General features: G+C 68.4%; 12 protein-coding genes and 1 pseudogene. 8 read left to right on the forward strand and 5 right to left on the reverse strand.

All coding sequences use genetic code 11. The annotated features are described in order from the left end of the window. Window positions 1-11 precede the first annotated feature (11 nt). The 5 genes from ACYX7E_RS17720 to ilvD all read left to right on the forward strand — a co-directional run bounded on the left by ACYX7E_RS17720 (window position 12) and on the right by ilvD (window position 6810). Window positions 12-1592 (forward strand): 2-isopropylmalate synthase, encoded by a 1581-nt coding sequence (locus tag ACYX7E_RS17720; RefSeq protein WP_462081981.1) that lies wholly within the window; start codon window positions 12-14, stop codon window positions 1590-1592. A gap of 70 nt (window positions 1593-1662) precedes the next feature. Further along, window positions 1663-3099: a 3-isopropylmalate dehydratase large subunit gene (gene leuC / locus ACYX7E_RS17725; RefSeq protein WP_462081934.1), complete on the forward strand. Its 1437-nt coding sequence runs from the start codon at window positions 1663-1665 to the stop codon at window positions 3097-3099. Continuing rightward, window positions 3099-3737 (forward strand): 3-isopropylmalate dehydratase small subunit, encoded by a 639-nt coding sequence (gene leuD, locus ACYX7E_RS17730; protein WP_462081935.1) that lies wholly within the window; start codon window positions 3099-3101, stop codon window positions 3735-3737. The genes leuC and leuD overlap by 1 nt, the downstream gene beginning before the upstream one ends. Beyond that, on the forward strand, window positions 3727-4815 hold the full coding sequence (gene leuB / locus ACYX7E_RS17735) for a 3-isopropylmalate dehydrogenase (protein WP_462081936.1): 1089 nt from the start codon (window positions 3727-3729) through the stop codon (window positions 4813-4815). The genes leuD and leuB overlap by 11 nt, the downstream gene beginning before the upstream one ends. Before the next feature lie 156 nt (window positions 4816-4971). Next, window positions 4972-6810: a dihydroxy-acid dehydratase gene (gene ilvD, locus ACYX7E_RS17740; RefSeq protein ID WP_462081937.1), complete on the forward strand. Its 1839-nt coding sequence runs from the start codon at window positions 4972-4974 to the stop codon at window positions 6808-6810. Window positions 6811-6872: 62 nt separating this feature from the next. Here ilvD and ACYX7E_RS17745 read toward each other — a convergent pair whose 3' ends face one another. The 5 genes and pseudogenes from ACYX7E_RS17745 to ACYX7E_RS17765 form a co-directional block, all read right to left on the reverse strand. Continuing rightward, window positions 6873-9968 (reverse strand): diguanylate cyclase, encoded by a 3096-nt coding sequence (locus ACYX7E_RS17745; RefSeq protein WP_462081938.1) that lies wholly within the window; start codon window positions 9966-9968, stop codon window positions 6873-6875. A gap of 276 nt (window positions 9969-10244) precedes the next feature. Next, window positions 10245-10453 (reverse strand): annotated as a pseudogene (locus ACYX7E_RS17750) (hypothetical protein); the annotation flags it as partial. A 45-nt stretch (window positions 10454-10498) separates the two neighbouring features. Then, a complete protein-coding gene (locus ACYX7E_RS17755) occupies window positions 10499-12304 on the reverse strand; it encodes a 3-(methylthio)propionyl-CoA ligase (RefSeq protein ID WP_462081939.1) in 1806 nt (601 codons plus the stop codon). 565 nt (window positions 12305-12869) lie between these two features. Further along, on the reverse strand, window positions 12870-16034 hold the full coding sequence (locus tag ACYX7E_RS17760) for an efflux RND transporter permease subunit (protein WP_462081940.1): 3165 nt from the start codon (window positions 16032-16034) through the stop codon (window positions 12870-12872). A 71-nt stretch (window positions 16035-16105) separates the two neighbouring features. After that, window positions 16106-17230: an efflux RND transporter periplasmic adaptor subunit gene (locus tag ACYX7E_RS17765; protein ID WP_462081941.1), complete on the reverse strand. Its 1125-nt coding sequence runs from the start codon at window positions 17228-17230 to the stop codon at window positions 16106-16108. Between the two features lie 147 nt (window positions 17231-17377). Between ACYX7E_RS17765 and ACYX7E_RS17770 the strand changes: the two genes are divergently transcribed. The 3 genes from ACYX7E_RS17770 (at window position 17378) to ACYX7E_RS17780 (ending at window position 20263) form a co-directional block, all read left to right on the forward strand. Continuing rightward, window positions 17378-18133, forward strand: a complete 756-nt coding sequence (locus ACYX7E_RS17770; protein ID WP_462081942.1) for a TetR/AcrR family transcriptional regulator — start codon at window positions 17378-17380, stop codon at window positions 18131-18133. Between the two features lie 122 nt (window positions 18134-18255). Continuing rightward, complete coding sequence (locus ACYX7E_RS17775; protein WP_462081943.1) at window positions 18256-18921, forward strand: protein-L-isoaspartate O-methyltransferase family protein; 666 nt, start codon at window positions 18256-18258, stop codon at window positions 18919-18921. Between the two features lie 10 nt (window positions 18922-18931). Continuing rightward, the gene (locus ACYX7E_RS17780) at window positions 18932-20263 is read left to right on the forward strand and encodes a TolC family outer membrane protein (protein WP_462081944.1); all 1332 of its coding nucleotides are present in this window, start codon (window positions 18932-18934) and stop codon (window positions 20261-20263) included. Window positions 20264-20365: the final 102 nt, after the last annotated feature.

The following is a 20365-nucleotide window of genomic DNA, read 5'->3' on the forward strand; positions in this document are numbered from 1 at the left end:
GAAGTCATCGCATGAGCACATCCGCATCCGAGCACGTACGCATTTTCGACACCACGCTGCGCGACGGTGAGCAATCACCGGGCTGCAGCATGACGCCGCAGCAGAAGGTCGTGATGGCGCGTGCGCTTGCCGAGCTTGGCGTGGACATCATCGAAACCGGCTTCCCGGCCAGCTCGCAGTCCGACCGCGAAGCCGCCGCGCTGATCGCCCGCGACCTGCGCAGCACCACCCTGGCCGTGCTATCGCGCTGCCTGCCGACCGACATCGAGGCATCGGCGCGCGCGCTCGACGGCGCCGCCCGGCCACGCATGCATGTGTTCCTGTCGACCAGCCCGCTGCATCGCGAGCACAAGCTGCGCATGACCAAGGAACAGGTGCTCGAATCGATCGCCCGAAACGTCGCGCATGCGCGCCGACTGGTCGACGACATCGAGTTCTCGGCCGAGGACGCGACCCGTACCGAGGAAGACTTCCTGGCCGAGTCGATCGCGGTCGCGATCGCCAATGGCGCGACCACGATCAATGTCCCCGACACCCTGGGCTACACCACGCCCGAGGAAATCCGCGGTCTGTTCCAGCGCCTGATCGCCAACGTTCCCGGCGCGAAGAATGTCGTGTTCAGTGCGCATTGTCACAACGACCTGGGCATGGCCGTCGCCAACTCGCTGGCCGCCATCGAAGGCGGCGCGCGCCAGGTCGAGGCCACGATCAACGGCATCGGCGAGCGCGCTGGCAACTGCGCGATCGAGGAACTGGCGATGGCGCTGAAGGTGCGCAACGCCTACTACGGCGTCGACAGCCGCCTCGACACCCGCCGCCTGGTCCCGACGTCCCAGCTGCTGACGCGTCTGATCGGCATGCCGGTGCAGCGCAACAAGGCGATCGTCGGCGAGAACGCGTTCGCGCACGAGTCCGGCATCCACCAGCACGGCATGCTGCGCCACCGCGGCACCTACGAGATCATGAACCCGTCGGACGTCGGCTGGCCGGACACCAAGATGGTGCTGGGCCGCCACAGCGGCCGCGCCGCGGTCGGCCATCGCCTGCGCGCGCTGGGCTATACCGTCGAGGACGAGCAGCTCGACCAGGTGTTCGAACAGTTCAAGGCGCTGTGCGAGCAGCAGCGCGTCGTCGAGGACGACGACCTGGAGCGCCTGATCAACGGCGGCCTCAGCGGCCAGGGCTATCGCCTGGCGTCGATGACCGTCAGCGACCGTGGCCAGCGTGCCAGCGCGGACGTCGAACTGTCCGATCCCAGCGGCAACAAGCTCAGCGAGAGCGCGCTCGGCGATGGTCCGGTGGACGCGCTGTTCGCCGCGCTGTCGGCCGCGACCGGCGTCAAGCTGGCGCTGGAGAGCTACAGCGTGCACAGCGTCGGCGTCGGCGCCGATGCCCAGGGCGAGGCGACGTTGAGCGTCCACCATGACGACATCGCCTACCAGGGCACCGGCACCAGCCGCGACATCATCGAGGCCAGCGCGCTGGCCTGGTTGGACGTCGCCAACCGCGTGCTGCGCAACCGCCAGTCGCCGCCGGCTGCACGGGTCGCCGCGACCGCGTCCGCCGCCAGCAAGCCCGCCATCCCCGCATGAACCACCGCACGCATCCGGGACAAGCCATCGTCCCCCGTCCCGCCCGATCCGGAGCCCGCCAGAGTCCGCCATGACTGTCGCCAGCAACACAGCCAAGACGCTGTACGAAAAACTGTGGGACGCGCACGTCGTCGTGCCCGAGAGCGATGCCGCCCCCGCGGTGTTGTACATCGACCTGCACCTCATCCATGAAGTCACCTCGCCGCAGGCATTCACCGAACTGAAGTCGCGCGGGCTCAGGCCGCACCGGCCCGACCGCACCAAGGCGACGATGGACCATTCCACGCCGACCCTGCCGGCCGGCCCCGATGGCCGCTATACGTACTACACCAGCGCCTCCGAGGCGCAGGTCGACATGCTCGCGCGCAACTGCGAGGAATACGGCATCGAGCTGTTCGACATGTATTCCGACAAGCGCGGCATCGTCCACGTGATCGCACCCGAGCAGGGCTTCACCCAGCCGGGCATGACGATCGTCTGCGGCGACAGCCACACGTCCACGCACGGCGCGTTCGGCTCGCTGGCGTTCGGCATCGGCACCAGCGAAGTCGGCCACGTGCTGGCCACGCAGTGCCTGCTGCAGCGCAAGGCCAAGACGATGTCGATCACCGTCGACGGCGAGCTTGCGCGTGGCGTCGGCGCCAAGGACGTGATCCTGCACATCATCGGCATCATCGGCATGAACGGCGGTACCGGCCACGTGCTGGAATACCGTGGCTCGACGATCCGCGCGATGGACATGGAACAGCGCATGACCCTGTGCAACATGTCGATCGAAGCCGGCGCCCGCGCCGGCCTGGTCGCCCCCGACCAGGCGACGTTCGACTGGGTGGCCAAGACCCCGCGCGGCCCCAAGGGCGCGGACTTCGATGCCGCCGTCACGTACTGGAAGACGCTGCACAGCGACGATGGCGCACGCTTCGACGTCGAAGTGGTCATCGATGCCGCCGACATCCAGCCGACCCTGACCTGGGGCACGCATCCGGGCACCGCGATCGCCGTCAACACGCCGATCCCGGCCGCCAACGATGCCGCCGCGCAGAAGGGCCTGGACTACATGCACTTCGAATCCGGGCATGCGCTGGCCGGCCTGCCGGTCGACGTGGTGTTCGTCGGCTCGTGCACCAACGGCCGCCTCAGCGACATGCGCGAAGTGGCGCAGGTGCTGCGTGGCCGCAAGGTCTCGCCGAACGTGCGCATGCTGGTCGTACCAGGTTCGGAGATCGTCAAGCGCGACGCCGAGGCCGAAGGCATCCACGAGATCGTGCGCGCCGCCGGTGCCGAATGGCGCGAGCCGGGCTGTTCGATGTGCATTGCCATGAACGGCGACCTGGTCGCGCCCGGCCAGTTGGCCGTCAGCACCAGCAACCGCAATTTCGAAGGCCGCCAGGGTCCCGGTTCGCGCACACTGCTGGCATCGCCGATGACCGCGGCGTGGGCGGCGGTGAACGGCAAGGTCAGCGATCCGCGCGAACTGTTCTCTCCTTCCCAGCGTGAGGTCGCCTGATGTCCGCGTCATCCAGCCATGCCGGCGCGACGCCGGCCCACCAGGCCCCGGTCAACGACACCCTGGAGTTCCCGGTGCGGTCGCGCAGCGTCACGCTGGCGCAGACCAACATCGACACCGACCAGATCATTCCCGCGCGCTTCCTGTCGACGACCGAACGCAAGGGCCTGGGCAAGCACGCGTTCAATGACTGGCGCTGGCTCGGCGATGGCGCGCCCAATCCGGACTTCGCGTTCAACCAGGCGCAAAATACCGGACGCTCGATCCTGATCGCCGGGCGCAACTTCGGCTGCGGCTCCTCGCGCGAACACGCACCGTGGGCGCTGCGCGACCTCGGCCTGCGCGCCATCGTCAGCAGCGAGATCGCCGACATCTTCCGCAACAACTCGCTGAAGAACGGCCTGCTGCCGATCGTGCTCGACGAGGCCATCGTGCAGACGCTGATGGCGCGCCCCGACGACGAGCTGGTCATCGACATCGACCGCCGCGAACTGCGCACCCCGGGCGGCGACGTCCACCCCTTCCCGCTCGACGCGTTCTCGCGCACCTGCCTGCTCGAAGGCGTCGACGAACTGGGCTACCTGCTGGCCCGCCAATCCGACATCAAGGCTTACGAGGAACGTTCGAATGCGCGCTGACATTGTTGTTCTCCCCGGTGACGGCATCGGCCCGGAAGTCGCGGCCGCGGCCGTCGACGTGCTGCGTGCCATCGGCCAGCATTACGGGCACGACTTCCATTTCAGCGAACACGACATCGGCGGCATCGCGATCGACCGCCATGGCGAGCCGCTGCCGGCATCGACGCTGGACGCCGCCAAGCGTGCCGACGCCGTGTTGCTGGGCGCGGTCGGCGGCCCGAAGTGGTCCGACCCCAAGGCCACCGTGCGTCCGGAACAGGGACTGCTGGCGATCCGCAAGGCGCTGGGCCTGTACGCCAACCTGCGTCCGGTGCGCCCGCACAACGCCACCATCGGCGCATCGCCGATCAAGCCGCACCTGCTGGCCGGCGTCGACCTGCTGGTGGTCCGCGAACTGACCGGCGGCATCTACTTCGGCGACAAGACCCGCAGCGCCGACAGCGCCTCGGACCTGTGCACCTACAGCGTCGCCGAAGTCGAGCGCGTGGTCCGCCGCGCCTGCGAACTCGCGCGCCTGCGCCGCGGCCACGTGACCTCGGTCGACAAGGCCAACGTGCTGGAAACCTCGCGCCTGTGGCGTGAGACCGCGACGCGCATCGTCCGCGACGAGTTCCCCGACATCGCGCTGGAGCACCAGCTGGTCGATTCGATGGCGATGCACCTGCTGTCCAAGCCGCGCGCCTACGACGTCATCGTCACCGAGAACATGTTCGGCGACATCCTGACCGATGAGGCCTCGATGCTGGCCGGCTCGCTGGGACTGCTGCCATCGGCATCGCTGGGCCAGGGCACCGTCGGCCTGTACGAGCCGATCCACGGGTCGGCACCGGACATCGCCGGCAAGGGCATCGCCAATCCCTACGGCACGATCCTGAGCGCGGCGCTGCTGCTGCGGCATTCGCTGGGCCTGCAGGCCGAGGCGGCGGCGATCGAGGACGCGGTCGACGCGGCCCTGGAAGCCGGCGTGTTCAGCGCCGACCTCGCTGCCGGCGACACGGCATTGAGCACCACCCAGGTGACTGCGGCCGTGCTGCAACGCATCCAGGCCCTGGCGCAACCGAGCGAAGCCCACGGCTGAGCCCGCGCAGCGGTGTCGCCAGACGGTCGCCTGCGCCTGCGGGCGGCCCCTTCTTTCACGGCCCCGGCACCACCGAGGCCGTGATCGGTTCATGATCACCGTCATCCTCTTCGCCGCCATGGTCGACTCCGTCGGCCCCTAGCCAGTCCAGACCCCATGCCCGATTACCGTTCCAAGACCTCCACCCACGGCCGCAACATGGCCGGCGCACGCGCGCTGTGGCGCGCCACCGGCATGAAGGACGACGACTTCCACAAGCCGATCGTCGCGATCGCGAACTCGTTCACGCAGTTCGTGCCCGGGCACGTGCACCTCAAAGACATGGGGCAGCTGGTTGCGCGCGAGATCGAGCGCGTCGGCGGCGTGGCCAAGGAGTTCAACACGATCGCGGTCGACGACGGCATCGCGATGGGCCACGACGGCATGCTGTATTCGCTGCCGAGCCGCGAGCTGATCGCCGACGCGGTCGAGTACATGGTCAACGCGCATTGCGCCGATGCGCTGGTCTGCGTCTCCAACTGCGACAAGATCACGCCCGGCATGCTGATGGCGGCGCTGCGGCTCAACGTCCCGGTCGTGTTCGTGTCCGGCGGCCCGATGGAAGCGGGCAAAACCAAGCTGGCCGACCACAAGCTCGACCTCGTCGACGCGATGGTCATGGCCGCCGATCCCAATGCCACCGACGAACAGGTCGCGGCGGTCGAGCGCAGCGCCTGCCCCACCTGCGGTTCGTGCTCGGGCATGTTCACCGCCAACTCGATGAACTGCCTGACCGAAGCCCTGGGCCTGTCGCTGCCCGGCAACGGCACCACCCTGGCCACGCATGCCGACCGCGAGCAGTTGTTCCTGCAGGCCGCGCGCACCGTCGTCGAACTCTGCCACCGCTGGTATGGCGCCGAGGATCCGGGCGCGCTGCCGCGCGGCATCGCCACGTTCGAAGCCTTCGAGAACGCGATGATGCTCGACATCGCGATGGGCGGATCGACCAATACCATCCTGCACCTGCTGGCCGCCGCGCAGGAAGCCGGCGTGCCGTTCACGCTGCGCGACATCGACCGCCTGTCGCGCACGGTGCCGCAGCTGTGCAAGGTCGCGCCGAACACGCAGAAGTACCACATCGAGGACGTGCACCGTGCCGGCGGCATCATGTCGATCCTCGGCGAGCTTGCGCGCGGCGGACTGCTGCACACCCACGTGCCGACCGTGCACAGCCGCAGCCTCGGCGATGCGATCGAACAGTGGGACATCACCCGCACCGACAGCGAGCGCGTGCACACGTTCTTCAAGGCCGGCCCGGCGGGCATCCCGACCCAGGTCGCCTTCAGCCAGGCCACGCGCTGGCCCGACCTCGACGCCGACCGCAGCGAGGGCTGCATCCGCGACGTCGCGCATGCGTTCTCGGCCGAAGGCGGACTCGCGGTGCTGTACGGCAACATCGCCGTCGATGGCTGCGTGGTGAAGACCGCCGGCGTCGACGAATCCATCCACGTGTTCGAGGGCCGCGCCCGCGTGTTCGAGAGTCAGGACGACGCGGTCAAGGGCATCCTCGCCGACCAGGTGGTGGCCGGCGACATCGTGGTGATCCGCTACGAAGGCCCGAAGGGCGGCCCGGGCATGCAGGAAATGCTGTACCCCACCAGCTACCTGAAATCCAAGGGCCTGGGCAAGCAATGCGCCCTGCTGACCGACGGCCGCTTCTCCGGCGGCACCTCGGGCCTGTCGATCGGCCACGCCTCGCCGGAAGCGGCGGCCGGCGGCATGATCGGCCTGGTCCGCGATGGCGACCGCATCCTGATCGACATCCCGCAGCGCGCGATCAACCTGCTGGTGCCCGACGCCGAACTGGCGACGCGACGCGCGCAGCAGGACGCCAAGGGCTGGAAGCCCGCGCAGCCGCGCCCGCGCAAGGTCACCGCCGCGCTGAAGGCCTACGCCCTGCTGGCGACCAGCGCCGACAAGGGCGCCGTACGCGACCTCGAGAAGCTCGGCGACTGAGGATTGCAGGCGCGCGCTCAGGTGGGAGCGCGCGAACCGCAGGAAACACGCAACCGCGCCTCTCAGCCCGCGACGACGCGATCGCGACCCAGGCGCTTGGCCTCGTAGAGGCAGGTGTCGGCGCGCTGCATGACGGCGTCGTCGCTTTCCGGCGGCGTCCGCTGCACCACGCCGGCGCTGACGCTGCAGCGCAATTCATGCCCGTCGCCGAACAGCATCGGCATCGCACTGACCGCGCCACGAACGTTGTCGAGGGCGGCCACCGCGCGCGCCAGGGTCCAACCCGGGAACACCGCGATGAATTCCTCTCCGCCCAGGCGGCCGACGAAGGCATGCTCGCGATGGAGCAGGTCGTGCATGCGGCTGGCGATGCGTTCCAGGACCATGTCGCCGGCCTGGTGGCCATAGCGGTCGTTGACATGCTTGAAGCGGTCGACGTCGATGATCGCCACGCACAGCGGCCGGCCGTCGTGGTCGGCGGCCTGGATCGCGGTGGCGAGGAAGGCGTCGCTGGCACGCCGGTTGGGCAGGCCGGTCAGGGCATCGTGGCTGGCCTGGTGTTCGAGCTTGCGCAGCAGCGTTTCGCGTTGCTGCGCGGCCTGCTGCAGTTCCGCGTGCTTGCCGCTGAGTTCGCGCGTGCGCTGGGAAATCAGCGCTTCCAGCTGACGCTGCCGCCCACGCAGGTGGCGGCTCATCACCACATAGATCGCCGCCAGCAGCGCCAGCGTCAGCAGTGCGGCCACCGCGAAGAACCAGGGACGCTGCCACCACGGCGCCTCGACCTTGAACAGCAGCGTGCCGCGACTTTCCGGCACGCCGGTCCAGCCCTGCGGTGAGCGCGTGACCTGGACCTCGAAGCGCAGCTGTCCGGCCGGCAGGTTGGCATAGCTGACCTCGCGCGCGGCGCCGGCATCGACCCACTGCGCGTCCACCCCATGCAGGCGGTAGCGGTAGCGCAGGTTGCGCGGCTGGCGCAGGCTCATGCCCGCATAGGCGATCGTCAGCCGCTGCACGCCGTCGGCGTCGATGAGGTGACGCGCCGTCGCCAGTGAACGCGGCTGGCCATCGACCAGCACGCGCTCGAAGACCAGCGGGATCGGCATGCGCTGCTCGCGCTGCGCATGCTCGGGATCGATGATCGCGATGCCGGCGGCCGTCGGGATCCACAACGCGCCGTCCGCGGTGCGCCAGCCGGCCGGCGAACTGCCGCCGTTCGCTTGCCGGCTGGGCATGCCGTCGTCGCGCTCGAACAGCTCCAGCGCCAGCTGCGTGCGCGTGCCGGCATCGACCTCGTCGAACGCGGCGCGCGGAATCCGCAGCACGCCCAGATTGCTCGAGAACCACAGATGCCCCTGGTCATCCTCCAGCACGCGGAACAGCGCGTTCGCCGGCAGTCCGTGCTCGCGACCATAGCGCCGGAACCGGCCATCGCGGAAACGCAGTACGCCGCGATCGCTGGCGATCCACAGCGTACCGTCCGGATCGGCCAGGAAATCGAACGCCGACGTCGCCGGATAATCCTTGCCCGCGGTCCAGCTGCGCACCTGCCCCTTGGCATCGCGTCGCGCCAGCCCGCCGAACATGCCCACCCACAGCGTGCCATCGGCACTACGGAACAGGCTGCGGATCGGCAGGCCGCTGCTGCCGGGCAGGTCGACCTTGCGCACCTGGCCGTCCTGCCAATGCGACAGGCCGCGCTCGCTGCCGATCCACACGCCGCCATCGGCCTCGGCGAGCAGCGCGCGCACCTCGTTCGACGGCAGGCCATCGTTGCGATCGAGGGCGGATTGCGACGCCGCACCCGGACGATGGACCGGACCGGGGCCCGCACCGGTCACCTGCCCGCGCGTGCCATCGGCGTTGAAGCGCAGCACGCCACGGTCGTAGCTGCCCGCCCAGATGCCGCCGCCCTGCGCGGCCGCCAGCGACAGCACCGAGGAACCGGTTTCGCCGGGGCGCGGCAACAGCGTCTCGATGCTGCCGTCACGCAGTCGGCTCAGGCCTTCGGCATGGCCGATCCAGACCACGCCATCGTCCGTCTGCAGCACGCTGCGCACGTAATCGTTGCGCAGGCCCTGGTGTCGCCCCAGCGCGGATACCGGACCATCGGCGATCCGGAACAAGCCGTGCGTGGTGCCCAGCCACAGCAGGCCCTCGCGATCCTCGAACATCGCGCCGGTCGCTCGTCCGTCGAGGCCGTGGCGCGCATCGAGCTGCTGCCACTGCCCGCGCCAGTGGCGCAGCAGCGTGCCCGCCGACGTGATCGTCCACTGCGCGCCATGCCGGTCCTGCAGCACGCCCTCCGCGCTCTCCTCGCGCAAGCGCCGCAGGCCGGCCTCGTCGTAGCGCCAGACGCCGGTATCGCCGACGATCCAGACGCTGCCATCGTCCATCTCGGCCAGCGCCCGCACCACGCCGAGCGGCAGGCCGATGTGGTCGCCCAGGGGCTCGATGTCACCGGCGGGCCGGCCGGCATGCATGCGGTAGAGGCCGCGACTGCTGCCGATCCACAGGCTGCCGTCGGCGCGCGGCAGCAGCGCGTGGATCGTGCGCCGCTGCAGCAGGTCCGAGGTATCGACGCGTCGGCAGGCGCCGGCGCGATCCATCCGGTACAGGCCGTCGCCGGTGGCGACCCACCAGGCATCCGGCGCGGCGCGCGCCATCGTCCAGACATCCAGCGGGCCCAGTCCCGTGCACGCCTCGGACAGCGCGCCGGCCAGCGGCGCACGCACGACGCCGGCACGGATGCCGCCGAGCAGCATGCCGCGCTCGCCATCGGGGAGCAGCGTGCGCACCGGCAGGATGTCGCCGGGCCGCAGCGCATCGGTATCGATCGCCAGGAAGGCATGACCGTCGAAACGCGCCGCGCCTTCCCAGGTCGCGATCCACAGGAAGCCGTCGGACGATTGCGAGATATCGTGGATCTGGTTGTGCGGCAGGCCGTCGTCGGTCGCCCAGCGGGTGATCGTGTAGCGGTCGATCGACTGCGCCGGATCGAGCGCCCGCGCCGGCAACGCCCACGCCTGCACGACCAGCAGCAGCGCGATCGCCAGCACCGCACGCAGCGCGCCCGGCGCCGCAACCGCCCGGCGACCACGCCGCGCGACGCGCAGGCACGACGCCGCGACGGCGGCAAGCGCCCCCTGACGTCCACGCACGCGCACGCTTGCAGCGCCCAAAGGCCGCATCCGGATCCTGCGCGCCTGTTCAGCGCGCCCCTGTTCCTGTCCAGTCGCGAGTTTAATCGCTGCGCGCGCGGCCGATGTGCACGCGCCCGCTGGAATCGGCGTCGATCCCGGACCCGCGTCACAGCTCGGGTCGACCGCGACCGCGAGCGTTGCCCCGCCCCCAGCCACTCCTCCCTCCACGCCACTGCCACGCCACGGCCACGTCATGCGCGCCAGGACGGCGCGGCGCTTGCTCGGCATCGACGTCTATGTCGACGCGTGCGTCCGGGTGTGGTCCGCTGGGTCACCAGTCCGACCGCGTCCCGGCTCGTCGCGGCGCGCCTTGAACCAGGCGGCGTACAGCGCCGGCAGGAACACCAGCGTCAGGATCGCCGCCACGGTCAGCCCGCCCATCATCGGCCCGAAGAACACGCTTTGCGCCAGAGGAGGATCACCGGCAGGATCGCTGCCAGCGATATCCTGCCCGATCTGCAGGAGCAAGGTTCCTAGATAGAGCGTTGCTAGACCTCGACCTGACCGTGCTCCTGCGCTCCCGGCCTGTAGTCCTTCAGCGACTCGCGCAGCTTGTTTTTCTGCATCTTGCCGGTGGCACCAAGCGGGATCGCGTCTACGAACACCACGTCGTCGGGGGTCCACCACTTCGCAATCTTGCCTTCGTAGAACCTCAACAGTTCTTCTTTCGTGACTTCAGCGTCCGGCTTCTTGACGACCACCAACAATGGGCGTTCATCCCACTTCGGGTGGAACATGGCGATGCAACCGGCCATCGCGACCGCGGGGTGCGCCATCGCGATATTCTCGATATCGATCGAGCCGATCCATTCGCCGCCGGACTTGATGACATCCTTGCTGCGGTCGGTGATGTGCATGTAGCCGTCGGCGTCGATCGTCGCCACATCGCCGGTCGGGAACCAGCCGTTCCGCTTCGGGTCGGCAACGTCGCTGCCGAAGTACTGGTCCAGAATCCACGGCCCCTTGACCAGCAGTTCGCCTGAGGCCTTGCCGTCCCATGGTAGTTCATTGCCGGCATCGTCGACGATCTTCATGTCGACGCCGTAGACCGCACGTCCCTGCGTGCTTTGCACGGCGAAGCGCGCTGACTCTGACTGATCCAGGTGCTTGGACTTCAGCACAGCGGCGGTACCGACCGGGCTCATCTCCGTCATGCCCCAGGCATGGATTACCTGCACATCGTACTTGTCCTGGAACAGCTTCATCATCGCCGGCGGGCAGGCCGAGCCGCCGATGACCGTGCGCCGCATGCTGCCGAACGTCAGGCCGCCGGCCTCGACGTAGCCCAGCAGCCCCTGCCACACCGTCGGCACGCCGGCCGACATCGTGACGCCTTCGCTCTCGAACAGGTCGTACAGCGACTTGCCATCGAGTCCGGCACCGGGGAACACGAGCTTGCTGCCCGTCATGCAGGCAGCGTATGGCAGGCCCCAGGCGTTGACGTGGAACATCGGTACCACCGGCAGGATGGTGTCTCGCGCCGAGCAGTTCAGCGTATCGGGCAGCGCGATCGCGAAAGCATGCAGCAGTGTCGAGCGGTGGCTGTACAGCACGCCCTTCGGGTTACCGGTCGTACCGGACGTGTAGCACAGCGAGCTGGCGCGGTTCTCGTCGAAGATCGGCCACTCGTACTGGTCGTCCTGCGCCTCGATCAGATCCTCGTAACACAGCAGGTTCGCGACCTTGCTCGACGCCGGCATATGCGCGCGGTCGGTCATCGCGACGAAGTGGCGGACGGTCCTTGTGCGCGACGCGATCGCCTCGATCAGAGGCAGAAAGGTCATATCGAAGAACAGCACCTGGTCTTCGGCATGGTCGGCGATGTAGACGACCTGATCAGGGTGCAACCTCGGGTTCAATGTGTGCAGCACCGCGCCCGAGCCCGACACCGCATAGTAAAGCTCGAGATGGCGGTAGCCGTTCCAGGCCAGCGTGGCGCAGCGCTCGCCGTCCTTGATTCCGAGCGCAGCGAGCGCCTTTGCCATGCGGCGTGCACGTTTTTCCAGGTCGCGGTAGGTGTAGCGGTGGATATCACCTTCGACCCGCCGGGAGACGATCTGCTGGTCACCATGGTGCTTTCCGGCATGCACGATGAGGGAGGAAATCAGCAGCGGTTGTTGCATCATCAGGCCGTACATGGATGGTTGTCTCCGGGGCGGTGGCGACTTCGGCGCGGCACATCTCGCAGATGGGGCGATCTTTCCGAAGCGCGCGCAGCCTGCCCGCGGGGGCAGTACCGTTGTGGTACCGGCAACGGTGCGATCATCTCGCCCATAAACAGAAACAGCGCGCAAAAGTCGGTGACGCCATTGTGTCGTTGTGAGGACCTTCTCAGAACTTTTTCAAATTCATGTAGCGCTTGCCATCCCGCGCAGGTGCGGCGCTCGAATCCGCCGGAGCAGTTCTTGACATCGCATGACGTTGGGCCCGAAGGGTGGCCGGCATGGATGGCGGCCACAAAGACTCGCGACCATGCTCGACGAGATTATCACATGCAGTGCATGTCCCGCGTTCGGCCACGCGCGATCCGGCTGCCTCGCGACAGACTTCGAACAGGCTCTCAGCGCTCCCCGATTACCACTGCTTCCGACAGGCGCGGATCTTGAGTAGTTGATTCTTTCGTCGCCAAAACGATCCCGGGAATTATCGATCCGGCTCATGCCTGCAAGCTGTATCGGCAATGGACACTGAGGCGGCTTTTCACGTCAATGCACCATCTCGTTTGCCTCTGCTCCGGTTCCAGCACGCAGGCTTTCTTCGACAGCGGCAATGCAGGCGCTCGCACGGGGCGACCGGGTATCGTCGCGCACCACGAATCGCCCCGGTTGTGCGTCGGTCCGGATACGCCGTGCGCAGTCTTCAGCGGTGTGCAGTCTCTTCCCGCTCCACACGGAACCAGGCGGCATACAGCGCTGGCAGGAACAGCAGCGTCAGGATCGTCGCCACGGTCAGCCCGCCCATGATCGCCACTGCCATCGGCCCGAAGAACACGCTACGCGACAGTGGCACCATCGCCAGGATCGCCGCCAGCGCGGTCAGCACGATCGGCCGGAACCGGCGCACCGTCGCATCCACCACCGCGTCCCAGCGCGCGTGTCCGGCGGCGATGTCCTGCTCGATCTGGTCGACCAGGATCACCGAGTTGCGCATGATCATGCCGGCCAGCGCGATCGTGCCGAGCATCGCCACGAAGCCGAACGGCACCCGGAACACCAGCAGGAACAGGGTCACACCGATCATCCCCAGCGGCGCGGTCAGCAACACCAGCAGCGTGCGCGAGAAACTGCGCAGCTGCAGCATCAGCAGGGTCACCACGACGAACAGGAACAGCGGCAGGCCGGCCTTGATCGAATCCTGACCCTTGCCGGAATCCTCGACGGTGCCGCCGGTTTCCATCCGGTACCCCTGCGGCAGCGCCTCGCGGATGGTCTCCAGCGTCGGCAGGATCTGTGCGACCACGGTCGGCGCGGTCAGCGCGCCGCGGATGTCGGCGCGAACGGTGATCGTCGGCAGGCGGTCGCGGTGCCAGATGATGCCGTCCTCGAACGCGTACTCCAGCGTCGCGATCTGCGACAGCGGCACCGCGCCGCCGTTGCTGGTCGGAATTGCCAGGCTGCCCAGCATGTCGAGCCGGCTGCGCTCGTCGTCGGGCCCGCGCAACAACATGCCGATCAGTTCATTGCCTTCGCGGTAGGTGCTGACCTGCAGGCCCGACAATGAGCTCGACAGGAACTGCGCGACATGCTGTGAGCTGACGCCGAGCACGCGCGCACGGTCCTGGTCGATCACCAGGCGCACGACCTTGCTGGGCTCGTCCCAGTCCAGGCTGACGTTGGCGGCATGCGGATTGGAGCGCACCTGCTCGGCGACCTGGTTGGCGATCGCACGCACGCGCTCGGTGTGTTCGCCGGAGATCCGCAGCTGGATCGGATAGCCGACCGGTGGCCCGTTCTCCAGCCGCGTGACCCGCAATTGCAGCTCCGGGAAGGCCGGCGCCACCTCGTCGGTGAACCAGGCGCGCAGCGCTTCGCGCGCGGCCACATCCTTGGCCATCACCACGAACTGTGTGAAGTTGGCCGCCGGCAGTTGCTGGTCCAGCGGCAGGTAGAAACGCGGCGAGCCGGTCCCGACATAGGCGACGTAGTTGTCGACGTCGTTGCGCTTGGCCAGCAGGGCTTCCAGCCGCCGGGCGGCGTCCTCGGTCGCGCGCAGCGAGCTGCCCTCGGCCAGCTCGACATCGACCATCAACTCCAGCCGCGTCGAATCGGGGAAGAACTGCTGCGGCACGAAACGGAACATCGCCAGCGCCAGCACGAAGGCGGCAAAGGTCGCGACGATGACCAGCCAGCGATAGCGCAGCGACCAGTCCAGCCAGGTCCTCAGCCGCCGGTAGAACGGCCGCTGGTAGGGATCGGTGTCATGCGCCGGCACCGCCGGTGCGAGGGCGAAGGCGATCGCTGGCCAGCGCGCAGCCCTGCGCACGCGCCAATCGTGCCAGCGCGCCGACAGCGAACCCGGACGCAGCGGCTGCGGATGCGCCAGCTCGGGCAGCATGCGGTCGCCGAGATAGGGAATGAACAGCACCGCCGCGATCCACGAGACCACCAGCGCGATCGTCACCACTTCGAACAGCGAGCGCGTGTACTCGCCGGTGCTCGACGCCGCGGTCGCGATCGGCAGGAAGCCCGCGGCGGTGACCAGGGTGCCGGTCAGCATCGGGAACGCGGTATGGCTCCAGGCATAGCTGGCCGCCTTCAGCCGGCTGTCGCCCTGCTCCATCCGGATCGCCATCATCTCCACGGCGATGATCGCGTCGTCGACCATCAGTCCGAGCGCCAGCACCAGCGCGCCCAACGAGATCTTGTGCAGGCCGATGCCGAAATACTCCATCGCGATGAAGGTCATCGCCAGCACCAGCGGGATCGACACCGCGACCACCAGCCCGGTGCGGAAGCCCAGCGAGAAAAAGCTCACCAGCAGCACGATCGTGACCGCCTCGGCCAGCACCTTGATGAACTCGCCGACCGACTCGCTGACCGCCTTGGGCTGGTCGGCGACCTTGCGCAGGTGCATGCCCGCCGGCAGCGTGTCCTGCAACCGCGCGAACTCCTGCTCGAGGGCCTTGCCCAGGTGCAGGATGTCGCCGCCGTCGTGCATCGACACCGCGATGCCGAGCGCGTCCTCGCCCATGAAACGCATCCGCGGCGCCGCCGGATCGGCGAAGCCGCGCTTGACCGTGGCGATATCGCCGATCCGGATCGTGCGGTCGCCGGCCCGGATCGGGAACTCGCGGATCTGCTCGACCGACGAGAACGCGCCGTCGATGCGCAGCTGCACGCGGTCGCTGGGCGTCTCGAAGAAGCCACCCGGCGTGATCGCGTTCTGCTCGGCCAGCGCCTGCTGGATCGTCGGCAACGGAATGCCCAGCGTGGCCAGCTTGGTGTTGCTGACCTCGATCCAGATCTTCTCGTCTTGCAGCCCGACCAGCTCGACCTTGCCGACGTCGGGCACGCGCTGCAGTTCGAGCTGGATGCGGTCGGCGTAATCCTTCAGCACCGCGTAGTCGAAGCCCTCGCCGGTCAGCGCGTAGATGTTGCCGAAGGTATCGCCGAACTCATCGTTGAAGAACGGGCCGACCACGCCCTCGGGCAGCATCGGGCGCACATCGCCGACCTTCTTGCGCACCTGGTACCAGAGCTCGGGTACCTCGCGCGATCGCATCGAATCGCGCGCCATGAAGATGATCTGCGATTCGCCCGGCCGCGAATACGAGCGGATGAACTCGTAGTCGCCGGTTTCCATCAGTTTCTTTTCGAGGCGCTCGGTGACCTGCTGCGCGACCTGGTCGGCGGTGGCGCCGGGCCACAGCGTGCGCACCACCATCGCCTTGAAGGTGAACGGCGGATCCTCGGACTGTCCGAGCCGCGAGTACGACCAGATGCCGGCGATGGCGACCACCAGCATCATGTAGAGCACGAGGGTGCGGTTGGCGAGCGCCCACTCGGACAGGTTGAAACGCCCCATGGCTCAGCGCTCCCGCCCGGCGTGGCGGGCGGCGCCGGCCGCGCGGCCGGGCGCGTGCAATGGCCGCAGGCTCACTTGGTCGCCGCCGGCTGCGCGGCCTGCAGTTCCACCGGACGGTTCTGTCGGTCCACCGGCGATACGACCTGGCCTTCGCGCAGCATGTGCCCGCCGGCCACGACCACCCAGTCCGCCCCCGACACGCCCGACAGCACCGGCACGCGGGTTTCGCCGAAGGGCCCCAGCCGCACCGGTACGCGCTTGAGCGCTGCACTGCGCGCATCCACGACCCAGACCGCGGTCGCGCCATCGCTTCCGCGCTGCACCGCCGACAGCGGCAGACTGAGCCCGGTCCCGGCGTCACCGCCCTGCAGGAAAACGCGCGCGCTCTGTCCCAGTGCGACCGCATCGATCGCCGCGGCATCGAGCGCGACCCGCACGGCGTACGTGCGCGCCTGCGGATCGGCGGCCGGCGCAACTTCCCTGACCCGGCCCGACAACCGAGTGCCCGGATCGCTCCACAGCGTGACCACGGCCGGCTGACCGATGGCGACCTCGCGGATCCGCGATTCCGGCACCGCCATCGCGACTTCGCGCCCCGACGTACCCGCCAGCGTGAACACCGACTGCCCTGCGGCGATCACCTGCCCGGCCTCGGCCTGGCGCGCGGCGATCACGCCATCGCGCGGCGCGCGCAACTGCGTGTACTGCGCCTGGTTGCGGGCGACGTTCCACTGCGCGCGCGCGGCATTGGCCTGGCCCTCGGCGGCCTTGAATGCGGCGTCCTGGGCGTCCAGCGCGGAGCGGCTGACCAGTTGATCGCCGGCCAGCCGGGCGAAGCGCTCGCGGTCGCCGCGCACCCGTTCCAGCTCAGCGTTGGCGGCCGCCACCTGTGCCTGCGCGGCCTGGGCCTGCAGCCGCTGGTCGCCGGGATCGAGTTCGGCCAGCAACTGTCCGCGGGTGACCTGCGCGCCGACGTCGACATCGCGCCGGACCAGGTTGCCGCCGACACGGAAGGACAGGGCGCTTTCCTCGCGTGCCCGCACCTCGCCGGCATAGGCCAGCGCATCGGCGCCGGCTTCATGCCCGGGCTGGGCGACCAGGACCGGTCGGGGCGTTTCTTCCGGCGCTGGACCGCGCGAGCAGGCGGCCAGGATAAGGATCAGGGCGGACAGCAGAAAACGGGCAGGACCGTGCATGCAAGTTCCCATATCAATGGGCGCAGGAATGGGCGCAGGTGGAATGACGTGGGAGCTGGCCGTCGGCTGGCGCGGTTGAAGACAATGCTAGTTAATGTACCGCAGCGTATGGTTTAAATACAGAACCAATTGGTATAGTATTTTGACATGAGCCGCCCCCCCGCCCAAACCGACGCCACCGCCCCGGCCAACGCCGGCCAGGCCAGTGCCGGGAAGAACAAGACCGCCCCGCAGATCGGTCCAGGCCGTCCCAAGGACCTGAACAAGCGTGCCGCGATCCTCGACGCCGCCCGGCGGATGTTCATCCCGAACGGATTCGAAGGCACCAGCATGGACCAGATCGCCGCCGAAGCCGGCGTCTCCAAGCTGACGGTCTACAGCCATTTCGGCGACAAGGATGCGCTGTACATCACCGTCGTCAAAGAATACTGCGAACAGTCGTTGCCGACCCAGCTGTTCCACCCGTCGCCGGACACGCCGCTGCGCGAGCGCCTGCTGACGATCGCGAAGGCGTTCTTCACGATGATCAGCTCGCCCGAGGCGATCACCGGCCATCGCGTGATGTGCTCGCCCAAGCTCAAGGAATCGCACCTCCCGGCGCAGTTCTGGGAGGCCGGCCCGCAGCGGATCCAGAACGCCTTCGCCGACCTGCTGGTCCGCCGCCAGCGCGCGGGCGAGCTGGACGTGCCCGATCCGCACCTGGCAGCGTCGCAGTTCTTCACCCTGCTCAAGGGCGAACTGCATGCGCAGCTGGTCCTGGGCTGCTGCAACCCGAACGCCCCGATCGACGTCCCCTCGCACCTGGAGGCCTCGGTGGACATGTTCCTGCGCGCCTATGGGGTGCGCGCGGCAGCGACGGCCAGCAAGGCTGCACCTCACAGGTCCGTCCCCGCCCAGGCATGACCATCGACAGGGGCCGGGGCTTCGGTGACTTCCGGCACTGCGGTGGAATCCCGCCAGGCGGCGATGATTCCCTCCCTTGGACCGTTAGAATTCCGGTCCGGCAACGATCCTGGAACTGCGTCATGACATTTGATTTCGGAAAGGCACGCGAGGCGATGGTGGAACAGCAGGTCCGTCCCTGGGACGTGCTCGACCCGCGCGTGCTCGAGGTACTGGCCTCCCTGCCCCGGGATGCCTTCGTCTCCGAGACCCATCGCGCCCTGGCCTACGCCGACCTCGCGCTGCCGATCGGCCACGGCGAATTCATGATGAAGCCGGTCATCGAAGGCCGCGCCCTGCAGGCGCTGGCGCTGGCCCCGACCGAGACCGTGCTCGAGGTCGGCACCGGCAGCGGCTTCCTGACCGCGTGCCTTGGCCGCCTGTCGCGCTCGGTGACCAGCCTGGAGCGGCACCCTGAAATGGTCGAGGCCGCGCGCGCGCGCCTGTCGTTGCAGGGCGTCACCAATGCCATCGTCGAGCATGCCGACGCGTTCACCTGGAGCAGCGACCAGCGCTTCGACGCGATCTGCGTGACCGCCGCCGCCGACGTGGTGCCGTCACGTTTCCTGCAGTGGCTGCGTCCCGGTGGTCGGATGTTCATCGTGCGGGGCCGCGCACCGGTCATGGAGGCCGTGCTGGTCCACCGCGATGGCGGCACCGATGTCAACGCACACCGCATCGAGTCGTTGTTTGAGACCGACCTTTCCTATCTCGCAGGTGCCGAACCGGTGCCCGGGTTCACGTTCTGAAGGATTCAAGATGATCCGCCGCTCCCTCGCCCTCGCTGTCGCCCTGTCGCTGACTGCCGCCCCGGCACTCGCCCAGGATCTGTTCCAGACCTACGAACTCGCCCGCACCAACGATCCGCAGCTGTCGATCGCCGAATCCAACCGCCTGTCCACCAAGGAAGGCGCGGTGCAGGCGCGTGCGGCGCTGTTGCCGCAGATCAACGGCAGTGCGGCGCTGTCGCGCGCCCACGGCGCCGGAGATACCGGCACCAGCCGTGGTCGCACGTATCGCGCCACGCTCGGCCAGACCGTGTTCGACTGGTCCGCGATCTCCAGCCTGCGTTCGCAGCGTGCGATCAGCACGGCGGCCGACTACGACCTGGACGCGGCCAACGACGAGCTGATCACCCGCACCGCGAACGCCTACTTCGACGTGCTGGTCGCCACCGAGACGCTGGCGGCGGCGGAAGCGGCTGAAACCGCGTTCCAGAAGCAGTTCGACTACGCCGACAAGCGCCTCGAGGTCGGCCTGGCGCCGATCACCGACGTGCACGAAGCGCGCGCGCAGTACGACGGCGCCCGCGCCAACACGATCCTGGTGCGCAATGCGCTGCAGGATGCCTACCAGGCGCTCATCCAGATCACCGGCACGCCGGTGTCGACGCTGAAGGCGCTGCCCGACGACTTCCGCCCTGAGCTGCCCTCGGGCCGCACCGCGCAGCAGTGGGTCGACCAAGCCCTGGAAGGCAATCCCAGCCTGCAGGCTGCCCGCTACGCCGCGCAGGCGTCCGAGCACAGCGTGACCGCCGCCAAGGCGGGCCACCTGCCGACGCTGGATGTGTCCGCGAGCTACAGCAACGGCACCAGCTGGTATTCGCCGTCGCCGGGCTCGGTTTCCGTCGTTGACGAAGGCAATACCATCGGCCTGACGCTGACGGTGCCGATCTTCTCGGGCGGCGCGACCCAGTCGCGCGTGCGCCAGGCGATCGCCAGCCGCGATGTCGCCCAGGACCAGGTCGAGCAGGGCCGTCGCGCGATCGAGCGCAACACCCGCAACGCCTACCAGGCCCTGGTCGCCGGCATCAGCGAGGTCGAGGCACGCCGCCTCGCGCTGGTCTCGGCGCAGAGCGCCTATGACGCCTCGCAGGTCGGCCTGGAAGTCGGCACGCGCACCGTCATCGACGTGTTGATCAACCAGCAGAACCTGTTCACCGCGCGCCAGAACTACGCCACCGCGCGCTACAACTACCTGCGCAACCGCCTGAACCTGGGCCTGGCCGCCGGTACGCTGGACGTCGCCGACGTGCAGGACGTGAACCGCCTGCTGACCGTCGACGTGTCCGCGGCCGAACCGCTGCAGTAAGCCGCCGGCACCATCGGCCGCAGCGCACGCAATACGGACACCCGGCCTCGCGCCGGGTGCCCTGTTTTGGGGTTCTTCACCCAACTGCGGGGAAGTGTGCGC

Source organism: Luteimonas sp. RIT-PG2_3 (genome assembly GCF_054902115.1).

Coding starts and splice junctions, on each gene's coding strand:
- ACYX7E_RS17720 (WP_462081981.1), top strand. CDS start 12: ATGAGCACATCCGCATCCGAGCACGTACGCATTTTCGACACCACGCTG.
- leuC (WP_462081934.1), top strand. CDS start 1,663: ATGACTGTCGCCAGCAACACAGCCAAGACGCTGTACGAAAAACTGTGG.
- leuD (WP_462081935.1), top strand. CDS start 3,099: ATGTCCGCGTCATCCAGCCATGCCGGCGCGACGCCGGCCCACCAGGCC.
- leuB (WP_462081936.1), top strand. CDS start 3,727: ATGCGCGCTGACATTGTTGTTCTCCCCGGTGACGGCATCGGCCCGGAA.
- ilvD (WP_462081937.1), top strand. CDS start 4,972: ATGCCCGATTACCGTTCCAAGACCTCCACCCACGGCCGCAACATGGCC.
- ACYX7E_RS17760 (WP_462081940.1), bottom strand. CDS start 16,034: ATGGGGCGTTTCAACCTGTCCGAGTGGGCGCTCGCCAACCGCACCCTC.
- ACYX7E_RS17765 (WP_462081941.1), bottom strand. CDS start 17,230: ATGCACGGTCCTGCCCGTTTTCTGCTGTCCGCCCTGATCCTTATCCTG.
- ACYX7E_RS17770 (WP_462081942.1), top strand. CDS start 17,378: ATGAGCCGCCCCCCCGCCCAAACCGACGCCACCGCCCCGGCCAACGCC.
- ACYX7E_RS17775 (WP_462081943.1), top strand. CDS start 18,256: ATGACATTTGATTTCGGAAAGGCACGCGAGGCGATGGTGGAACAGCAG.
- ACYX7E_RS17780 (WP_462081944.1), top strand. CDS start 18,932: ATGATCCGCCGCTCCCTCGCCCTCGCTGTCGCCCTGTCGCTGACTGCC.